The organism is Candidatus Saccharimonadales bacterium, from assembly GCA_035457485.1.
In the GTDB taxonomy this organism is placed as follows: domain Bacteria; phylum Patescibacteriota; class Saccharimonadia; order Saccharimonadales; family EFPC-124; genus DATIBO01.
On record DATIBO010000006.1, the window covers coordinates 769,376 to 787,047 of the forward strand.

Here is a 17,672-nt window from a genome sequence, read left to right on the forward strand (position 1 = left end):
CTAAGCTAAAACGTCTGCGTATCGCGCCAAAACCCCAGCTTTGACGGCTTCGGGCTGCTCTAATACCACTTTCACACCCGGGAGCGTAACATCGGCATCGGTGTATTTAACTCCCCAGTTCATAAATTCAAAGAGCATTGGCAATAGATCGATGGATTTTTGGGTCGGTTTATAAATTGCAGCGCTCTTATTGGCCGGATCATCGTGCCTAGTTAAAAAACCATCTTTGACTAGTGAATCCAGGCGAGAGCTTAAAATATTGGTCGAAATCTTTTCGGGCGATCCTAAAAGTTCGCGAAAGTGGCTTTTACCACCAAGCACGATGTCGCGCAAGATTACTAAACTCCACTTGTCACCAAGCATGTCTAACGATAACGCAACTGGGCAGCCGCTGGTTGTTCGCTTTTTCATAATCATATTATAACAAAAGTACTTGCATTATGCAATCACTTTATGTTATAATTTACTTTATGAATGATCAAAACTTTACACTAACAATCAATGTAAACAAGCCTGCAAGCGAAGTTTACAAAGCAATTACTAATGTTCGTGACTGGTGGTCTCAAGAGGTAGAAGGCGATACTGACAAACAAGGCGCTGTTTTTTACTACCACTACAAAGACCTACATAACTGCGTACTTAAGGTGGCAGATTTACAGCCAAGCAAAAAAGTAGTTTGGCACGTACTTTACAACCACTTTAGTTTTGTAAAAGACGAAAAAGAGTGGACGGGCGACGAAATTGTTTTCGAAATTAACGAAAAAGGTGACAAAACAGAAGTTAAATTTACCCACTTTGGCTTGACACCAAAATACGAATGCTACGGTGCCTGTTCTGAAGGTTGGGGAAACTACATCCTTGGTAGTCTAAAAGACTTGATCGAAACTGGTAAGGGTGAGCCCAACGTTGGCGAAGCGCAAACTAAATCAGAGGCGAAGCACGAAAAATAATGCAAGATTTTAAAACATCATTTACAGTCGATAAAACTCCTGAAGAAGTTTTTGAAGCGATCACTCAACCGCGCAAGTGGTGGGCTAATACAATCGAAGGCGATACCGACAAGCTAGGTGGCGAGTTTACATTTAAAATGCTGCCGCATCATATTAGCAGCCACAAAATTACGGTTTTCGAACCTGGCAAAAAAGTAGTTTGGCACACAACCGACAGCCAAATTAACTTTGTGTCTGACAAGGAAGAGTGGAGGGGAACGGATATCGTTTTCGAAATTACTCCTAAAGGCGACAAAACTGAACTAAGTTTTGAGCATATCGGCCTTACGCCAAAATTAGCCTGCTTTAACGACTGCAAAGGCGCATGGAGCTTTTACATTAGCACCAGCCTGCGTGAGTTGATTGAAACCGGCAAAGGTCAGCCAACAATAAACTAAACTCTAATAAAGTAAATAGCTCGCCCGAATCATGTGGCGAGCTATTTTTGTTTAAACGAACAAACCCGGACCACTGCATGAGCAGCCCGGGTGACCGACGGATGTCAGTGTTCGTCTTACTTGTCTTGCTTGGCCGCCGCGCGACTCAGCCTGCGCAGCTCCCGTTCTTGACAGAAGACCACGTAGGTTGCGACACGTTCGGCGAGCGCCTGGGTCGGAACGCCGTAGACACCGCGTTCCGGCATGAATCGGTTGAGCGAGGCGCGGGGGAACTTGCGGTGGAACCAGCGGTTAGCCTCGTCTGAGCTCAGCCAGTTCACAAAACCGGCCGTGTGGCTGACGTCCCTCATCTTGGTGAGGTCGGCCAGGTACTCAGTAACCAGCTTGCGGCGCTTGCGAACCGTGTGGATCCAGCGGACGGCGACGCTCAGAGCGAGAATAGGGAAGACCACCATGGCGATCTTGTCCAGCACGGTGAGCTCGCCGCTCAGCGCGTTTTTGATCGGGGAAAACCACGGCCCGAGCCAGAGCAGAATGAGCCAGACACGGACGTTCGGCAATGAGCGGAACGGCACGCGGTCAAGCAGATCACCCCAGAACCAGCTCCAGGCATCTCCAACCAACTCGAACAGCTTCATGTTGCGGCCTTTCGACGTTTGGACGAATAACTAATTTATACCATAAAAACAACAAAAAATCTAGCATACGCTGAACTAACTATCGTAGAGAGACTTACAATATTTTTGAAAGCTTTTTTAGAGCTTCGAACGCCTTTAAAGTTGAGCCCAACGCCTCGGGTGTGGGACTTGCAATCGCCAAATATTTTATAGAGCAGCAAGGTGGAACAATTGGTTTTACCTCCAAAGAAGGAAAGGGTAGTACGTTTTGGTTTGAAATACCTATAAATAAATGAGTTAGAATCAAATCATGATCACATACAAAAACATTGACGACTATATAAAAAGTTTTTCACCCGACGTGCAAACGGTTTTACAGAAAATCCGCCAAACTATTCATAAAGCCGAACCAAACGCCACCGAGACTATAAGTTATGGCCTCGCGACCTTTGATTTAAATAAAAAACATCTGGTTCATTTTGGAGCATTCAAAGAGCATATCGGTTTTTATCCTACTCCATCAGGGACTGCAAAATTCGTCGAACAACTTAAGCCTTACGTAACGTCAAAAGGCTCAGCAAGGTTTCCGTTAACCAAGCCAGTTCCTTATGATTTAATCGCTCAAATTACCAAATTTCGTGCCGCCGAAGTTACAAAAAAATAGCCCAACTTTTGTCGGGCTATTTTATGCAATCTTGTCGGTTGGTGGGCTGTCAACCGGCACGCAGATTATTGTTTGTGCTGATAGTACTCGCTAACAGTACAAAAACCGTTTGCGGTGTGATCGCAGGGTATAACCTGTTCAAACTCGCGGCCGTTATACCTTTGGAACTTCATGCCTTCGGCCATTGCATCCGGGGTTTTCTGGATTACAACAATCACTTGCTCATCTGGGTTAACATCCCAAGGTGGGGTGCTCTCCGAGTGAGTCAAAGCCTTACCGCTTGCACGATACTTGTAAGTAACTTTGTCTCCGACCTTCAAACCTTGCATGCCAATTTGGTGCGGGCTGTCGTAAACAAATACGTCTGGTGCGATGTTATTAAAGGTCTGTTCGAACACTTTAACTTCATCTTTGCCATCAATAGTCGTCCCCATTTCAGATTTTAATGTGATGCTATTTTCAGATACAGCAACAACTTCACTGAACGCGCCACCAACAACTTTATCCTTGTTAAGTGGGTTGCGTGCCAGGGCTTCGTCAATCGCTTTGCCGTCAACTTGTATCTGAGCTTCTAGCTGACAATTACCCTTAACGATTTTAACGACATCTTCGTTTGTTAACTTAGAATCATTTTTAACTTTGTAGAAAAACGTATCGTTAGTTTTATCGCCAGTAACTACATTAAAAGCATTCTGAAAGTAACAGTTGTCGGCTTTTACTTCGACGATTCGTCCGTCACTTGTAGGTGTTTCACCGTTAAAAAACGCGTTAATCGCTGGCCAGCCCGCAACCGTAGCGTAAGAGGTTCCTGCCGCAAGAACTGTAAAAACAAACGCTGCAACGGCAATCGCCGGCTTAGTTAAAACTTTTTCCATAAAATTCTCCATAAATTGCTCACGCCAAGTCAGCTTGGGGTGATCTGCAATGTGGTTAACTATTTTGTTAGTAAAATCTGCGCTTAGCGGTCGCTGGGGTTTTGCGCTAGATTTTAAAAGATTTTCGATGTCCTTCATGACAACTCCTTTTTTAGTTCACGCTTAGCTCTGTTAATCCACCCTTTAACCGAACCTACTGGAGCAGAAAGCGCTAGGGCGATTTCCTCATAGCCCAGGCCTTGCCAGTAGTGTAAACTTATTGCCGCCTTATACCGGGGTTTTAATTTATGCACAGCTCTATGTAACTCGTCATATTGGGCTAACTTTTCGGGGCCGGGTTGCTTTGCCGCGATCGTTGCAAATACTTCGTTATCTGCTAAAACTTCGTATTTTCGCCGCCTAAGGAGGTCAAGGCATTTGTTGGTCGAAATTTTAAAAAGCCAGGTGCTAAATTTGTAATCTGTTTTATAGGATTTTAGTTTGTAATAGGCTGCAATAAAAGTTTCTTGAGCCATATCTTCGGCAGCGTCCTCGCTGCGCAGAATTGCAAAACAATGATGATAAATTGCGTTTTTATAACGGTCGACCAATTCGCCGTAACTAACTGAATCGCCGCTTAAACTTTGAGCTATGAGCTCGGCTTCATCTTTTTGTTGCATAACCTACATACGATACAAGCCAGCGGATTGTTACACAAATCATATTTTCGGCCGCAAAGAGGTACAATATATCTATGAAGCTTTTACTCACTTCCGGCGGCATCACGACCCAAAAAATTGCCGATGAACTTAACAAGCTAGTAGGGCAGGGCGGCAAAAAGGTAGCCTTTGTGCCAACTGCAGCCAATGCCGAGCCCAATGGCCCGTGGTTTTTAGAACAAGTTGATAACTTGCGTAAGTTTGGGTTTGATCAGATTGATTTTGTAGATCCATCGGCTGCTGAAAATGATTGGCGAAGTCGGTTAAACAAATCCGATATAATTTTTGTATCTGGTGGAAACACTTTTCACTTATTAAAACAAACGCGCGACTCTGGTTTTGGCGAGTGGTTAAAGCAGAATATCGACCGCAAAATCTACGTTGGTTCAAGCGCTGGATCAATTTTGGCTACACCTAGTATTGCCGCGGCGTCTGTCGATCATGGTGACCGCAATATTCCTGGTCTCAAAGATTTAACTGGATTAAACCTAGTAGACTTCGAGCTATCACCACATACTCCCACCGAAGTTAGCGACAAAGGTAACAGAGAATATGCCGCTACGATCGCAAATAAGCTGTACGGAATAAACGATCAATCTGCGATCCTGGTTAGCGGCAACAAAATCAAAGTTGTTCACGACGGTGATTTTTGGGAATACTAGTAAACTACCCGTTGATAGATTTCACATTGTTAGTGATTTGGATATAATTGACGCATGAAAATAGTTTTTCCCGACCGAATTGACTTAGACGAACCATCAAAACAGAAGCTGCAAGCTCTGGGCGTGCAAATGTATGATGATACGCCTAGCGATGATAGTGTAATCATCGAGCGCATCAAAGACGCCGAGATCATCACCGCAAACTCGAATCTTGCTTGAGTGGCAAGCCAATAAATACCGTAAATTAGTGCTTGCGATAGCCTAGAATCTAAGTCATAATAACCACAAGCGCAATGGGAGGGCGTGATTATAGCCGCGTTTAAAAGCGAAATCACTCCGTTTTGGTACAAACGGATCTGCGAAGCCACTTTTTTTGTTTCGTTAGTTTTAGTTTGTCTTTATTTTTTAGCGCATTTTGCCCCAGGAGCTGGCACAAGTTCCTGGCTGCAGATTCCAGATCTGGCTTTTTGGTTTGCCTGTGTCAGCACTTTAGTTAGTCTGGCCGGGCTAATTGTTCAAAAGCAACAAAAGTATCATTTTGGAATGGCATTGGCCAATTATCTGTTAATTGCAGCGACTACAGCGTCGCTAATTGTTCTTAGCGGTGGCTCGAATTCGGCTTTTATTGCGTTGTGGCTATTAGTTGCGGTTTTTGCCGCAATGTTTGGCTGGCAGATTTGGCTAATAATGCTTTTTGTTGCAAATGCCGGTGTAGTTTGGGAGATATTTTTTGGCGGCGAAATACCAGATCTAGAGCAAATTATTAAACTCATTTTAATCGCCGAAGCACCTCTGATAACTAGTTTTGTACTGTGGCACGCCGAAACAGGGCAGCCAACAAACCAAAAAGCTTACAATGCGCTTGCTCAACAACTTTCACAGGTGGCCAACAAGTCTGAAATTGTGATAAATTCGATCGGCGATGGAGTTGTGGCAGTAGACAAGGCGGGTCTGGTTCAACTTATAAACCCATCCGCGCAAGCAATCTTAGGCTGGAGTAAACAAGATGCGATTGGGCTTGATTACAGATCACTGATAAAACTTGTAGACTTAAAAGGCAAACCGATCGAAGAACAATTATCGCCAGTTAAACAAGTTTTAGCATCTAACAAGCCGATGTCGAGCAATGACTTCGGCCTACTAACAAAAAGCGGCAAAACGGCGCGCATGTCTCTTTTGGTTTCACCGGTTAGTGGCAACCAGAGTGCAGAAGGGGCGATTTTAGTTTTTAGGGATATTACACAAGAAAAAGAGCAAGAGCGACAACGTGCCGAATTTATCAGCACTGCGAGCCACGAAATGCGCACGCCCGTTGCGGCAATCGAGGGGTACTTAGGTTTGGCCATGAACCCGCAAACCGCTGTGATCGATGATAAAGCTCGAAGCTACTTGCAAAAAGCGTACGAATCAACGCAGCACCTCGGCCGGTTATTCCAAGATTTACTCACAGTATCGCGCGCCGAAGACGGCCGCCTGCAAACTAAACCGACAGTTCTGGACATAATAAGTTTTACCCGAGAGATCGTAGAAGGCTTAGAGCAGAAAGCAAAAGATAAGAATATAAGCTTAGTTTACACGCCTGGCAAAGTGATAGATACAAAAGTTCAGCCGGCATACTTTGTTTATGCTGATCCGGACCAAATGCGTGAAGTTTTAAATAACCTGGTAGACAACGGTATAAAATACACAAAAGAAGGATCCGTAACTGTAGATGTTACTGGCGACCAACAAAACGTTGCAATTAGCATCACCGACACTGGTATTGGAATCCCACCCGAAGATACAGTACATCTGTTCCAAAAATTCTACCGCGTCGATAACACTGATACCCGCGAAATCGGCGGCACTGGATTAGGTCTTTTTATAGCCAGACAGTTAGTTGAGGCTAATAATGGTCATGTAACTGTTGAGAGCACGTATGGCAAAGGCAGCACTTTTACCGTAAGGTTACCAAGAATGGCCAACGAGCAAGCGGCTGCAGTAAAAGGGCAGGCAACGAAAACAGTGCCACTGGTTTAGGTTTTAAATGATGCGGCAAACATCCTAATCTTTTCTTTAGCAGTTTTAGGGATCGTCGCCTCCAGCGCCGCGTGCATTAGCAAGTTCCGCCTAAGCAGCTCTTTTGAAGCATCTTTAAAAATAGCACGCTCACGCATATTGTTAGGCCGATTGCCAATCTTAATATAAGCATCAAACTGCGGCGGAGCGTACTCGTGATTTGTTTTTTTGATATCCAAAAGATTCAACACGACACTATTTTCGACACTTAAATAAATGTAAATTAATTCAACCAGAGGTAAATCGTTTTGCATTGTAGCTGCTTCTAAACTGCTTTCAAAATCATCGATCTTAGTTGGAGATTTTAAATAGTGCGACCGGTAATCTGAAAGCCATTGCATAAAAAGCTTATGAGTTTGACTTTTATGTATTGCAAATAACGGCGACTCAGGTTGCCCCCCAACGTTCATCCTTTCGCTAAAAGCCTGCAAATTAGCCAAAGTGATTCTATCAAACAAGTTCATGTTCTTGATCTGAGACAGCGCACTTAGATAAGCTTCCGCAAAGGATTCGTAAGGGTAAATGAGCTTTGCAACTTCTACGATATCGCCCAGGTACCTATAAGGTTTCAAACTAACCGTGTTTTCGTTAAGGCGAAAACAACCGCGGCTAGCCATGCCCATTTCAAACCCAAAGAAGTTAATCGTGGACTCGATTTCATCCATTTTCTCTAGCGTAAAATCAGGAATCGCCACAGATACGGAGTAGGGTCCTGTAATCTGATCAGCCCACTGATCGTTATCTAAATCGCCATTCATTAAAATTAAACGTTCTCCATCAGAGCCTGTCATGTTGTAATAATTGCAAACCCTTCCAACCGCTACAAAACCATTTTTAAAAAAAGCCGAAAGAGAATTATAGTTATTTGGATGCACGGTTGTAATCATCTTTGTTTTACCAGCCTTTTTTGCGATCTCAATTGAATCTTTTAGAACTTGACCGCCTAAGCCGTTGCCAGAAAACTTGGGGCTAGTCGCCAAAACCCACATATAAGCTGTGTCATGTTTCAGATTTTGCAGCATCGATTCTTCGGCCTCTGGATCTGGCCCAGTCATGATTCCGCCCATCGCCGCAATTTCTCCTGTTGGATCAACGTAACCTGTAAACTCCGCGATCCCTAGCGCAAATAAACGCTCGTATGTTTTGTATTCGTAAGTAGGCTGAGTGACTTCGCCGCGATCCTGCGAGAAAATCGAAAAGTCAAATTCAGCAGCACGCTGGACCATCTGCTTGGAGGTAAAGCGAGTTTTATAATATTGTTTAAATCTTTCAACCTGGTGTAGGCCTTCTACGGACATATTTTATAAAACTACTTCATAAAACAAACGTTATCAAGCATAAGAAGCACTGGAATTTTTGATATTTGTCTCGTACAATGATTTTAGATGACCAAAATTTTACTTGTTGAAGACGATAAAAGCCTACGCGAAATTTACGGGGTACGCTTACTTGCAGAAGGCTACGATATTGTGACTGCGAGCGATGGCGAAGAAGCTCTAGCGATTGCAATAAAAGAGCATCCTGCACTTATTATTTCAGATGTAATGATGCCAAAGATTAGCGGTTTTGATATGTTGGATATTCTAAAATCCACAACCGAGACGCGCAACATTAAAGTTATCATGATGACCGCTCTAAGCAGCGAGGAACAGCGGGCGCGCGGCGAACGAATTGGCGCTGACCGCTACTTAGTAAAATCGCAAGTGGGAATTGAGGATGTAGTTAAGACTGTCCACGACGTACTTGGAGATAAACCTGCTGCTCCAGCTGCTCCTGCAGGAACTCCTCAGGCCCAGCCAACAGCAGTTGCGCCAAGCATGTACCCAAATCCAGCAGCTCCGGCTCCGCAGGTAGCTGTTACTCCGTCACCAGTCCAGCAACCGGTAGCCCCACAGCCTTATCAGGCTCAACCAATTCAGCCACACACAATGCCGCCCGCAATGTCTACTACTCCTGCCAGGCCAGCTGCAAAACAGCGTATAATCCAGCCAATTAATGATCCGTCGCAAAAAATTGACATTAACGAACTTTTAAATCGCGAACTAGCTAAAGAAGCAGGCGGTGGAGTAGTTCCACAGATCAGTACAACTGATCAAGAAAAACAAATCGTAAACGACCAGATTCAGCAGGCCGGAGATTTTTTTGCTCCGACTCAACCGCAGCCAGCTATTCAACCAGCTGAGCCATCTAATGAACAGTTGCAACAGCCTACGTCTAGTAGCGTTCCGCCAACTCAACCAACAGTTTCTGCCCCAAGCGCAACCTGGCAACCAGTTCAAGCCCCAACGAGTCGCCCAGCAATAGCGCCCGCGCCAACGCGTCCAGATATAGCCCCACCTGCTAGGCAATAAATTAATGAATCCTCAAAACGACGTTCCACAACGAGCAAATAAATTTATTGCCACACACCTAGCAATTGGTAGGCGAGCCGCCGATGATTTAATTGCAAAAGGCAAAGTTTTAATTAACGGCGAAAAAGCGGAGCTCGGTAGTCGCGTTTACGCCGGCGACAAGGTCACGGTCGACGGCAAAAAGGTCGATAGCGTAAAAACTAATTATCTTTACGTATTAATGGATAAGCCAGTTGGTTACGTCTGCAGTCGGCGACAGCAAGGCGACGTTCCAACAATTTACAGCCTGCTTCCACAAAAGTACGATCACCTAAAAACCGTGGGTCGCCTAGATAAAGATTCTTCGGGCTTGATTCTACTTACTAACAACGGCGATCTGGCACATCAGCTAACACACCCGAGTTTTAAAAAAGTTAAAACTTACGATGTTCAGTTAAGCAAACCACTAGAACCATTACATCGTCAGATGATCAGCGATATCGGCATAGATCTACCCGACGGCAAAAGTAAGCTTTTGCTTGAGCGTTTAACCGACGGAGATGAAACCTCGTGGCAAGTTACAATGCACGAAGGCCGCAACCGGCAAATACGGCGGACTTTTTTGGCCTTGGGTTATACGGTTATAAGCCTGCGCCGTAAAACATTTGGAAAATACTCGCTAGATCAGTTAAATGGCAAGCAAATTCTAGAGATAGAACAATAATTTTAAGTCGGACTTCCCCGATCCAGCGACAATTCTACTGGACCGGGGCGTCTTAATATCTACATTTGGTTCTGTTTACATTTTAGACTAAACAAGCTAAACTCCACCCAATGACAAACCCATTCAAAACAAATCCAAAACTCAAAGATACTCTAATTCGTTGCACTTTGGCATGTTCCGTCCACTCTAATTGAAACAAACTATTTTTTATTGTATAATCATTTAGATCTGCAGGCGTGCTGCGCTTGAATAATGTATTATAAAAGATAGAAATTATGAGTAAAAAATTACCAACTGTTGCCGTTGTCGGCCAAACTAACGTAGGAAAATCCAGTCTGTTTAACAGAATGGTTGGGTTTCAGCAAGCAGTTGTTGCGCGCGAGGCCGGCACAACTCGCGACAAAGTCGTTGGAATTGTCGAGCATAATGGTCAAAACTTTTGGCTAGTAGACACCGCCGGCTTGAAAGATCCGTCTGACGAGTTCGAAGCAAGTATCCAAGAGCAGATTACCGAGGCAACTGAGGCAGCAGATCTTATTTTAGTTGTCGTAGACAGCACTATTCCGCCAAGCGACGACGACCGAAGCGTGGCAAAAAAAGCCTTAAAATCGCGCAAACCCGTAATTTTAATTCTAAACAAAGTCGACAAAAAAGAATCTTTGCCAACCGAAGAATTTTTGCGCCTTGGCATCAAGCAAATTAACCGCACCAGCGCCGAACATAACAGGGGAGTTAGTGCCCTGTTAGACGAAATTGCCAAGAATATCCCCACGGCAAAAGACACCCCGCGTGACGACATTTTGCGAATTGCGTTTATTGGTCGCCCAAACGTTGGTAAATCTTATCTGTTCAACACCTTGGGCGGCAAGCAAGAGGCGATCGTGGCAAACGTTGCTGGCACAACCCGCGATATTAACCGCGTTCGCACCCGCTACAAAACTCAAGACATCGAAATTCTAGATACAGCTGGCATTCGTCGCAGCGGTAAAATCGAAACCGGAATCGAAAAGTTCAGCGTGCTTAGAACCTTGCAAGCGATTGAGGAAGCCGATGTTTGCTTGCTTTTAGTTGACGTCAACGATCTTCACGTTTCACTTGATCAAAAACTCGCCGGAATGATTAAGGAATCAGGCAAAGGCCTAATTTTAGTAGTTAGTAAGTGGGATACCTACGAAGAGAAGACTCCTTTTAGCCGCGATGAAATTGCCAAGCAACTAATTAACAACTTTCAGTTTGCACCGTGGGTCACATTATTGTTTACTAGCGCCGTAACAGGTCAAAACGTGTCTAAAATCTTTGACCTTGCACTAGATATTTACGAACGTCGAAAAACCAAACGCAAGACCAGCGAGCTTAATAAAATTCTTCAAAAATGCATCGAAAAGCACCCACCAGCTGGGCTAAAAAACACTCATCCAAAGTTGCGCTATATGGTGCAGACAGATGTCAATCCACCTTGGTTCGTAATTTACGGCAGCCACTTAAAGTTCTTACATTGGAGCTATAAGCGCTACCTTGAGCACGCAATTCGTGAAGCCTACGATTATACAGGCACATCGATAAAATTCAGCTTCCGTGAAGAAAAGAAAGAACGCCTCGAAAGCGAAAAATAAGCCAGCAAAAATTAAAGAACAACTTCTGTGCAAAGTATGGCATACTTTAAATAATGAAGATTGTAGTTGGCTTAGGAAACATTGGCGAACACTTTAATGGGACTCGCCATAACGTGGGTTTTGCTATATTAGATTCGCTAACAGACGACTGGCACGACAGACCCAAATTCAAATCATTTGTCGCCGAAGTCAATATAGGTGGCGAAAAAGTTATTTTGTTAAAGCCTAAAACATACTACAACCTAAGTGGCGATGCAGTTATAGCTGTAAAAAATTTTTACAAAGTAGACGCGCGCAACATTTTAGCGGTACATGATGAGCTCGCATTACCGTTTGGCGCAATCAGGACTCGTAATCAGGGCAGCGACGCCGGCAACAACGGAATCAAAAGCTTAATAGCTCAACTTGGGCCCGATTTCGCCAGGGTGCGCATTGGGATAGCTAACGATTTTACAGCTAAAACCGACGCTGCTGATTTTGTGTTGGGACATTTTACTCGTGAAGAGTTGAAAAAAATGCCCGATATTGCGCACTCAGCTAAAAAAATGATCAACAATTTTGTTACGAATAAATTTGAGCAAACTAGTGTAAACCCCTAGCTTTAGGCAATAAAAAAGCGCCAGGTAAGGGTGGGCATCACCTGGCGCCGTTTTACCCTTCAACCCACCCGTTTCGGGCATTAGCGTGACCCACCTCACATAATCAAGAGGTCCGCCGGTTAAAGGGATTAGCTTGCACACAACGCTTATAATTGCGTTTAAAGTGGAGGGTAGAAAACTTTAGACGCACGTTGTATGCAATCTAACATTTAACTCTCTGGGGAGAGAGTGTTAGAATTTTGGGGGTATAAGGTGCGGTTTCGCCCTTACAGGCTTACCGTGTGTTAATTTAACACGCCTAGGCTAAAATGTCAATACTTTTTTACATAAATCATCATGATTAGCAATAGCGTTTTACCAGATCAGAGCGAATACTTACAGATCATAACAAATATTGCAGGTTTTCCAAAAAGCTTATATTTTAGTGGTAATTTACCTAAAAATAGGGTGAAAACAGTTTCTATAGTCGGAACACGCAAACCAACAGATTACGGCACCGAATTTGCGTATAAATTTGCTTACGAACTAGCAAAGCGGGGCATAGTAATTGTAAGCGGCCTAGCTTATGGAATTGATGCGATCGCCCATAAGGCGGCGCTAGATGCCGGCGGAACAACGATCGCTATACTTCCATCCGGCTTAAATAGAATTTATCCATCGGGAAACGCAAAACTCGCAGATAGGATTGTTGAAAATGGCGGCTGTTTACTTACAAAATACGAACCAGATTCGCACCCATACAAATCGAGTTTTGTGCAGCGCAGTCAAATTGTATCTGGCATAGCTGACGGAGTTTTAGTGATAGAGGCAGGCGCAAAAAGCGGCACAATGCATACAGCCGAGTTTGCTCGGCGGCAGGGCAGAGTGGTCATGGCGCTTCCGGGCAACATCAATAGCGTAATGAGCGAGGGTTGTAACAACCTTATTAAAAAAGGAGCTGTGGCCATAACCGAAACCGCCGATATTCTAAGTGCAATTGGATTCAAAAAACTTATTCAAACAACACTACCAGTCGGTTCAAACCCTCAAGAACAGATTATACTAAAGCTCATCACATCTGGAGTTAACCAAACGGAACACCTTCAAAAACAAAGCAGCCTTAGTGCCGCGGAGCTTAACCAAGCGCTAACAATGCTAGAAATATCAGGCCAAATTAAGTCGATTAGCGCAGGCAAATGGGTTACAGGAAATCTATGATAGTCCGCACGAACACTTGCAATATTTTTAATTTTGCGTAATGTAGATCACTAAGCTATATTCAGAACATTAAGCACAAACATTATGAGCAAAAATCTAGTTATCGTAGAGTCACCAGCCAAAGCAAAAACCATCGCCAAATATTTAGGTAGCGATTTTGAAGTAAAAAGTAGCTTTGGACACATCCGTGATCTGCCAAAAAAGGGGATGAGCGTAGATATTGCTCATAAATTTGAACCCACCTACGAAGTCAGCCCTGACAAAAAAAAGACAGTCGCCGAACTTAAGCGCGCAGCAAAATCAGCCGAAACGGTTTGGCTCGCATCGGATGAAGACCGCGAAGGAGAGGCGATTGCTTGGCATCTAAGCGAAGTTTTAAAGCTAAAGCCAGCTCAAACAAAACGCATTGTATTCCACGAAATCACAAAACCAGCAATCGAGAATGCGGTTAAAAATCCGCGCGAGCTCGATAAAGATTTAGTTGACGCACAACAAGCACGCAGAATTTTAGACCGAATTGTAGGATACGAGCTTAGTCCAGTTTTGTGGCGAAAAGTCCGACCAGGCCTGAGTGCAGGTCGCGTGCAATCTGTTGCGGTTCGCTTAATATCGGAGCGCGAAAACGAAATAATCAACTTTAAAGCCGAAAGCGCATTCAAAGCGAGTGCGGTTTTTGATCTAAAAGACGGCACTGAACTAAAAGCCGAAAGCGCAGCAAAATACAAAACCGAAGACTCTGCTAAAAAGTTTTTGACTGACTTGGCCGAGAGCGACTGCACTATCGCAGATATCGAAAAGTCCCCAGGCACACGCAGCCCCAGTGCACCTTTTACGACCAGCACACTACAACAGGAAGCATCGCGCAAACTCGGTTTTAGCCCAAAGCAAACCATGATGCTAGCGCAGCGCCTTTACGAAGAAGGTCACATTACTTACATGCGTACCGACTCTTTTAACTTGAGCAGCTTGGCGATTGGCGCCATGAGTGAACTTATCAAAAAAGAGTTTGGACCAGATTATTTGCAAGTTCGCAAGTACTCAACAAAATCCGCCGGTGCACAAGAAGCCCACGAGGCAATTCGCCCTACGCACTTTGAGCGTACAGAGGTTGGTAAAGACTCTCAGCAAAAAAAGCTTTATCAGTTAATTTGGCGCCGTGCGGTTGCTAGTCAAATGGCCGCTGCAAAAGTCGAGAAAACCACAATTAAAATTGCGGCCAGCAAAACAAAGGATCAACTAGAAGCAAAAGGTGAAGTCGTAATCTTTGCTGGATTCTTAAAAGTTTATGGGAGCAAAAAAGAAGACGGCATATTGCCAGATGTAGCCAAGGGAGACCCTTTAATACTAGTGGGCGCTGCAGCCGAGCAAACCTATTCACGCGCTCCTTCGCGATATACGGAGGCCAGCCTAGTGCGTAAACTTGAAGAACTAGGAATTGGTCGCCCAAGTACGTACGCGCCAACAATCAGCACAATTCAAACCCGCGGCTACGTAGAGAAAGCAGACGTAATGGGTGGTGAGCGAGAGGTTGTTAGATTAGCCCTTGCAAAGGTCAAGGCTTCGCCCAAAGCTCTCGGAAGCTTGTTTTTGAGCACGAACGATCAAGCGCCTGAGAATACCGGACCCGAGGAGCAAGTAAAAACCGAGCTCACCTCCGAAAAGGTCGGCCATTTTACACTGGCTCGTCGCCAAGCCTCAGAGCCAATTCCAACCGACAAGGGTAAATTAGTGCCAACCGACATCGGCAACGTAGTAACTGACTTTTTGGTAAAAAATTTCCCGCATACGATCGACTACGACTTTACAAAAGATGTAGAACAAAAGTTCGACGACGTAGCCGAGGGCAAACTAGCCTGGCAGGCAATGTTGCAAAAATTCTACGACCCGTTTCATTCTACCGTAGAAAAATCCGGCGACATTAGCAGAGCAGAGGCAATGCAATCGCGCCCTCTTGGTAAAGACCCCAAAACCGGTAAGCCAGTAAGCGCACGATTTGGGCGCTTTGGGCCTATGGTACAAATTGGCGCAGCCGAAGATGAAGAAAAACCTAAGTTTGCAGGGATCCCAGCTGGTAAAACTATCGACAGTATAACTTTAGAGCAAGCTTTAGAGCTGTTTAAATTACCGCGAATTGTTGGGCAAACTGATGACGGCAAAGATATCGAAGCTAACAATGGGCGATTTGGACCATACATAAAAGTTGGTAGCAGCTATGTTTCGATTAAAGGCAATGACCCTCTCGAGATTGACCTAAAAACCGCAAAAGAATTATTAAAAGCCGATGCTGACAAGAAGGCGAAAATGACCATCCATGTTTTTGATGAGCAGGGGATTAAAGTTTTGAACGGGCGATTTGGACCATACGTAACAGATGGGAAAAAGAACATTAAGGTTCCGAAAGACCAAGATCCAAAAAAACTGACCTTAAAAGATTGTCAGGAGATTCTGAGCAAAGCACCCGCAAAAGCCGCACGAAAACGACGTGTTCGTTCATAAAAATGCTTGCATAATATTAAAAAACATGTAATAATGAGTTTATCCAAGTTTGGTAGGTGGCCCATCGGGGTCTGACCAGACAGGTGTCGTGACACGGAGAGCTCACGACTTTGTAGGCGCATGGAGCTGCAGCATTGCTTTTACTTGTAAATCGGCCGATGAGCAACAGTCTCGCGCCCGGCGCCTCACAATCCTGCTGGAACGGGGAAAGACCAGGAAATAACCCCCCTAGTCAAAGCACCCCACAGGGTGTAGCCCCGCTCCAGCAATCCAACTTCGCGACGCGCTCCTCCTCCGTGTCGCACGGCACATCTCACGGCTCCGCCCCCGTAGCCGGTTGTGCCGTTCCCCGGTCGCATATGCGCGCTTAGGCCGCAGCGACCAAGGGCGACCTCGCCGCCCGCCTACCATCGTGGTGGCGGGGTCGCCCCCAAATACACCCCTGGCCTCTCGGCGCACATGTTGCGTGGGAGGTCAGGGGCCTCTTTTTTATAAAGACCTTAACAATATTAGTTATCCACAAGACATAAGCAGTATCACAGTATAATATGTCTTTATAGTCTAATTAATGCTATAATTTACATATACATTGAATAATGTTGACTAAAATCAAATTTTATGTCAAAATATTTATAAATAACTCCAAAAACTAGGGAAGCTAAAAATTATGCACGACTCATCTACCGAAACCGCCACCGTCGATTTAGCAGCGTCTATCAAAGGCATCCTAAATACGATCGAGCGTGACCGTGAACGCGAAATTATCTCGCGTCGTTTTGGTTTATTCGATCGCAAAGAAACCCTAGAACAAGTCGGCGAACTACTTGGCATTACTCGCGAACGCGTTCGCCAACTAGAGAAGGCTATTATGATCCGCCTAAAAATGGCTGCCGAGAGTAACCTTCCTCAGATTCCTGAGCTTGAAAAGCAATTTATTCGCCACTTACATGACTTGGGTCGAGTTGCAAAGGTAAATGACCTTAGCGCCCTAGTAACCAAAAATGACACTGAACTTGACCGCGCACATGTTGCATTCATTGCAGCTCTTTCGCCACGCCTAACTTTAGTAGAAGAGAATGATCGCTATCATCAGGGCGTAGGTTTAAGTGAGTTCCACGACAGTGATAAAATTAAAAAGAACGTTGACGAAATCATCAAAACCATTAAAGAATCTGGTTCTCCGGTGACGGTCGATTCTCTACACGAAAAGCTTTCGCATGATCATCCAAGCCACGTTAAAGCGCTTGCTAGTTTAAGTAAACAGCTTGCGAACCTAAAGGGCAAGTGGGGTCTTACTCAATGGCCAAGTGTAAACCCAAAGAACATTCGCGATAAGATTTTTGTGATTCTACAAGAAAACGACAAGCCTATGCACTTTAACGAGATCGCAAAGGCTATTAAAGGTTCTGATTTCCGCCGTAAAGATGTTACCACTCAGGCGATTCACAACGAACTAATCAAAGATAGTCGCTTTGTTTTGATCGGTCGCGGAATTTACGCCCTAAAAGACTGGGGTTATTCTAAAGGAACAGTCGCCGATATTATTGTCGACGTTCTTAAAAAAGAAGGCAACCCGCTTCACCGCGACGAAATCGTTAAGCGCGTTTTGAAACACCGACAAGTTAAAGAAACTACAATTCTTTTGAACTTGCAGGGTAAAAAGCAATTCAAGCGCACCGCTAAAGCGACCTACGGCTTGGCCTAAAAATTGTAAGCCCAAATATTTGCACCTGCGGCCAACATAAGAGACAA

At 44.6% G+C, this 17,672-nt stretch carries 18 protein-coding genes; 13 read left to right on the forward strand and 5 right to left on the reverse strand.

Annotated features, from left to right (window positions below; translation table 11 throughout):
* Positions 1 to 411: a helix-turn-helix domain-containing protein gene (locus tag VLA77_04440; protein HSE29803.1), complete on the reverse strand. Its 411-nt coding sequence runs from the start codon at positions 409 to 411 to the stop codon at positions 1 to 3.
* A 59-nt stretch (positions 412 to 470) separates the two neighbouring features.
* On the opposite strand from VLA77_04440, the gene VLA77_04445 reads away from it, so the two are divergent.
* Both VLA77_04445 and VLA77_04450 read left to right on the forward strand, forming a co-directional pair.
* Complete coding sequence (locus VLA77_04445) at positions 471 to 950, forward strand: SRPBCC domain-containing protein (protein ID HSE29804.1); 480 nt, start codon at positions 471 to 473, stop codon at positions 948 to 950.
* Positions 950 to 1,387 carry an SRPBCC domain-containing protein gene (locus VLA77_04450; protein ID HSE29805.1) on the forward strand — a complete coding sequence of 146 codons (438 nt, stop codon included), beginning with the start codon at positions 950 to 952 and terminating at the stop codon, positions 1,385 to 1,387. The genes VLA77_04445 and VLA77_04450 overlap by 1 nt, the downstream gene beginning before the upstream one ends.
* Positions 1,388 to 1,503: 116 nt before the next feature.
* Here VLA77_04450 and VLA77_04455 read toward each other — a convergent pair whose 3' ends face one another.
* Positions 1,504 to 2,025 (reverse strand): hypothetical protein, encoded by a 522-nt coding sequence (locus tag VLA77_04455; GenBank protein HSE29806.1) that lies wholly within the window; start codon positions 2,023 to 2,025, stop codon positions 1,504 to 1,506.
* Between the two features lie 289 nt (positions 2,026 to 2,314).
* Between VLA77_04455 and VLA77_04460 the strand changes: the two genes are divergently transcribed.
* Positions 2,315 to 2,668 carry a DUF1801 domain-containing protein gene (locus VLA77_04460; GenBank protein ID HSE29807.1) on the forward strand — a complete coding sequence of 118 codons (354 nt, stop codon included), beginning with the start codon at positions 2,315 to 2,317 and terminating at the stop codon, positions 2,666 to 2,668.
* Positions 2,669 to 2,733: 65 nt separating this feature from the next.
* On the opposite strand, the gene VLA77_04465 is transcribed toward VLA77_04460, so the two are convergent.
* Both VLA77_04465 and VLA77_04470 read right to left on the reverse strand, forming a co-directional pair.
* Positions 2,734 to 3,681: a hypothetical protein gene (locus VLA77_04465; GenBank protein ID HSE29808.1), complete on the reverse strand. Its 948-nt coding sequence runs from the start codon at positions 3,679 to 3,681 to the stop codon at positions 2,734 to 2,736.
* Positions 3,678 to 4,202, reverse strand: coding sequence for a sigma-70 family RNA polymerase sigma factor (locus VLA77_04470; protein ID HSE29809.1), 525 nt, complete (start codon positions 4,200 to 4,202; stop codon positions 3,678 to 3,680). Before VLA77_04470 ends, VLA77_04465 begins: the two co-directional genes overlap by 4 nt.
* Before the next feature lie 74 nt (positions 4,203 to 4,276).
* On the opposite strand from VLA77_04470, the gene VLA77_04475 reads away from it, so the two are divergent.
* From VLA77_04475 to VLA77_04485, 3 genes are all read left to right on the forward strand, one after another.
* A complete protein-coding gene (locus VLA77_04475; GenBank protein HSE29810.1) occupies positions 4,277 to 4,903 on the forward strand; it encodes a Type 1 glutamine amidotransferase-like domain-containing protein in 627 nt (208 codons plus the stop codon).
* Positions 4,904 to 4,957: 54 nt separating this feature from the next.
* Entirely contained in the window at positions 4,958 to 5,122 is a 165-nt protein-coding gene (locus tag VLA77_04480; GenBank protein ID HSE29811.1) for a hypothetical protein, read from the forward strand.
* A gap of 84 nt (positions 5,123 to 5,206) precedes the next feature.
* Positions 5,207 to 6,922 carry an ATP-binding protein gene (locus tag VLA77_04485; protein HSE29812.1) on the forward strand — a complete coding sequence of 572 codons (1,716 nt, stop codon included), beginning with the start codon at positions 5,207 to 5,209 and terminating at the stop codon, positions 6,920 to 6,922.
* On the opposite strand, the gene VLA77_04490 is transcribed toward VLA77_04485, so the two are convergent.
* Positions 6,919 to 8,259 carry a GNAT family N-acetyltransferase gene (locus tag VLA77_04490; protein HSE29813.1) on the reverse strand — a complete coding sequence of 447 codons (1,341 nt, stop codon included), beginning with the start codon at positions 8,257 to 8,259 and terminating at the stop codon, positions 6,919 to 6,921. The genes VLA77_04485 and VLA77_04490 overlap by 4 nt on opposite strands.
* Before the next feature lie 87 nt (positions 8,260 to 8,346).
* On the opposite strand from VLA77_04490, the gene VLA77_04495 reads away from it, so the two are divergent.
* From VLA77_04495 to VLA77_04525, 7 genes are all read left to right on the forward strand, one after another.
* Positions 8,347 to 9,312 carry a response regulator gene (locus tag VLA77_04495; GenBank protein HSE29814.1) on the forward strand — a complete coding sequence of 322 codons (966 nt, stop codon included), beginning with the start codon at positions 8,347 to 8,349 and terminating at the stop codon, positions 9,310 to 9,312.
* Positions 9,313 to 9,316: 4 nt separating this feature from the next.
* Positions 9,317 to 10,015: a pseudouridine synthase gene (locus tag VLA77_04500; protein HSE29815.1), complete on the forward strand. Its 699-nt coding sequence runs from the start codon at positions 9,317 to 9,319 to the stop codon at positions 10,013 to 10,015.
* A 275-nt stretch (positions 10,016 to 10,290) separates the two neighbouring features.
* Positions 10,291 to 11,628 (forward strand): ribosome biogenesis GTPase Der, encoded by a 1,338-nt coding sequence (gene der / locus VLA77_04505; protein ID HSE29816.1) that lies wholly within the window; start codon positions 10,291 to 10,293, stop codon positions 11,626 to 11,628.
* A 53-nt stretch (positions 11,629 to 11,681) separates the two neighbouring features.
* Complete coding sequence (pth, locus tag VLA77_04510; protein HSE29817.1) at positions 11,682 to 12,227, forward strand: aminoacyl-tRNA hydrolase; 546 nt, start codon at positions 11,682 to 11,684, stop codon at positions 12,225 to 12,227.
* Positions 12,228 to 12,563: 336 nt separating this feature from the next.
* Positions 12,564 to 13,424 carry a DNA-processing protein DprA gene (dprA, locus tag VLA77_04515; protein ID HSE29818.1) on the forward strand — a complete coding sequence of 287 codons (861 nt, stop codon included), beginning with the start codon at positions 12,564 to 12,566 and terminating at the stop codon, positions 13,422 to 13,424.
* Positions 13,425 to 13,508: 84 nt separating this feature from the next.
* The gene (gene topA / locus VLA77_04520) at positions 13,509 to 15,920 is read left to right on the forward strand and encodes a type I DNA topoisomerase (protein HSE29819.1); all 2,412 of its coding nucleotides are present in this window, start codon (positions 13,509 to 13,511) and stop codon (positions 15,918 to 15,920) included.
* Positions 15,921 to 16,587: 667 nt separating this feature from the next.
* The gene (locus VLA77_04525; protein HSE29820.1) at positions 16,588 to 17,625 is read left to right on the forward strand and encodes a sigma factor-like helix-turn-helix DNA-binding protein; all 1,038 of its coding nucleotides are present in this window, start codon (positions 16,588 to 16,590) and stop codon (positions 17,623 to 17,625) included.
* Positions 17,626 to 17,672: the final 47 nt, after the last annotated feature.

Coding starts and splice junctions, on each gene's coding strand:
- VLA77_04470 (HSE29809.1), bottom strand. CDS start 4,202: ATGCAACAAAAAGATGAAGCCGAGCTCATAGCTCAAAGTTTAAGCGGC.
- pth (HSE29817.1), top strand. CDS start 11,682: ATGAAGATTGTAGTTGGCTTAGGAAACATTGGCGAACACTTTAATGGG.
- VLA77_04460 (HSE29807.1), top strand. CDS start 2,315: ATGATCACATACAAAAACATTGACGACTATATAAAAAGTTTTTCACCC.
- der (HSE29816.1), top strand. CDS start 10,291: ATGAGTAAAAAATTACCAACTGTTGCCGTTGTCGGCCAAACTAACGTA.
- VLA77_04525 (HSE29820.1), top strand. CDS start 16,588: ATGCACGACTCATCTACCGAAACCGCCACCGTCGATTTAGCAGCGTCT.
- VLA77_04445 (HSE29804.1), top strand. CDS start 471: ATGAATGATCAAAACTTTACACTAACAATCAATGTAAACAAGCCTGCA.
- VLA77_04500 (HSE29815.1), top strand. CDS start 9,317: ATGAATCCTCAAAACGACGTTCCACAACGAGCAAATAAATTTATTGCC.
- topA (HSE29819.1), top strand. CDS start 13,509: ATGAGCAAAAATCTAGTTATCGTAGAGTCACCAGCCAAAGCAAAAACC.
- VLA77_04465 (HSE29808.1), bottom strand. CDS start 3,681: ATGAAGGACATCGAAAATCTTTTAAAATCTAGCGCAAAACCCCAGCGA.
- VLA77_04495 (HSE29814.1), top strand. CDS start 8,347: ATGACCAAAATTTTACTTGTTGAAGACGATAAAAGCCTACGCGAAATT.
- VLA77_04450 (HSE29805.1), top strand. CDS start 950: ATGCAAGATTTTAAAACATCATTTACAGTCGATAAAACTCCTGAAGAA.
- VLA77_04455 (HSE29806.1), bottom strand. CDS start 2,025: ATGAAGCTGTTCGAGTTGGTTGGAGATGCCTGGAGCTGGTTCTGGGGT.
- VLA77_04490 (HSE29813.1), bottom strand. CDS start 8,259: ATGTCCGTAGAAGGCCTACACCAGGTTGAAAGATTTAAACAATATTAT.
- VLA77_04440 (HSE29803.1), bottom strand. CDS start 411: ATGAAAAAGCGAACAACCAGCGGCTGCCCAGTTGCGTTATCGTTAGAC.
- VLA77_04475 (HSE29810.1), top strand. CDS start 4,277: ATGAAGCTTTTACTCACTTCCGGCGGCATCACGACCCAAAAAATTGCC.
- VLA77_04480 (HSE29811.1), top strand. CDS start 4,958: ATGAAAATAGTTTTTCCCGACCGAATTGACTTAGACGAACCATCAAAA.
- dprA (HSE29818.1), top strand. CDS start 12,564: ATGATTAGCAATAGCGTTTTACCAGATCAGAGCGAATACTTACAGATC.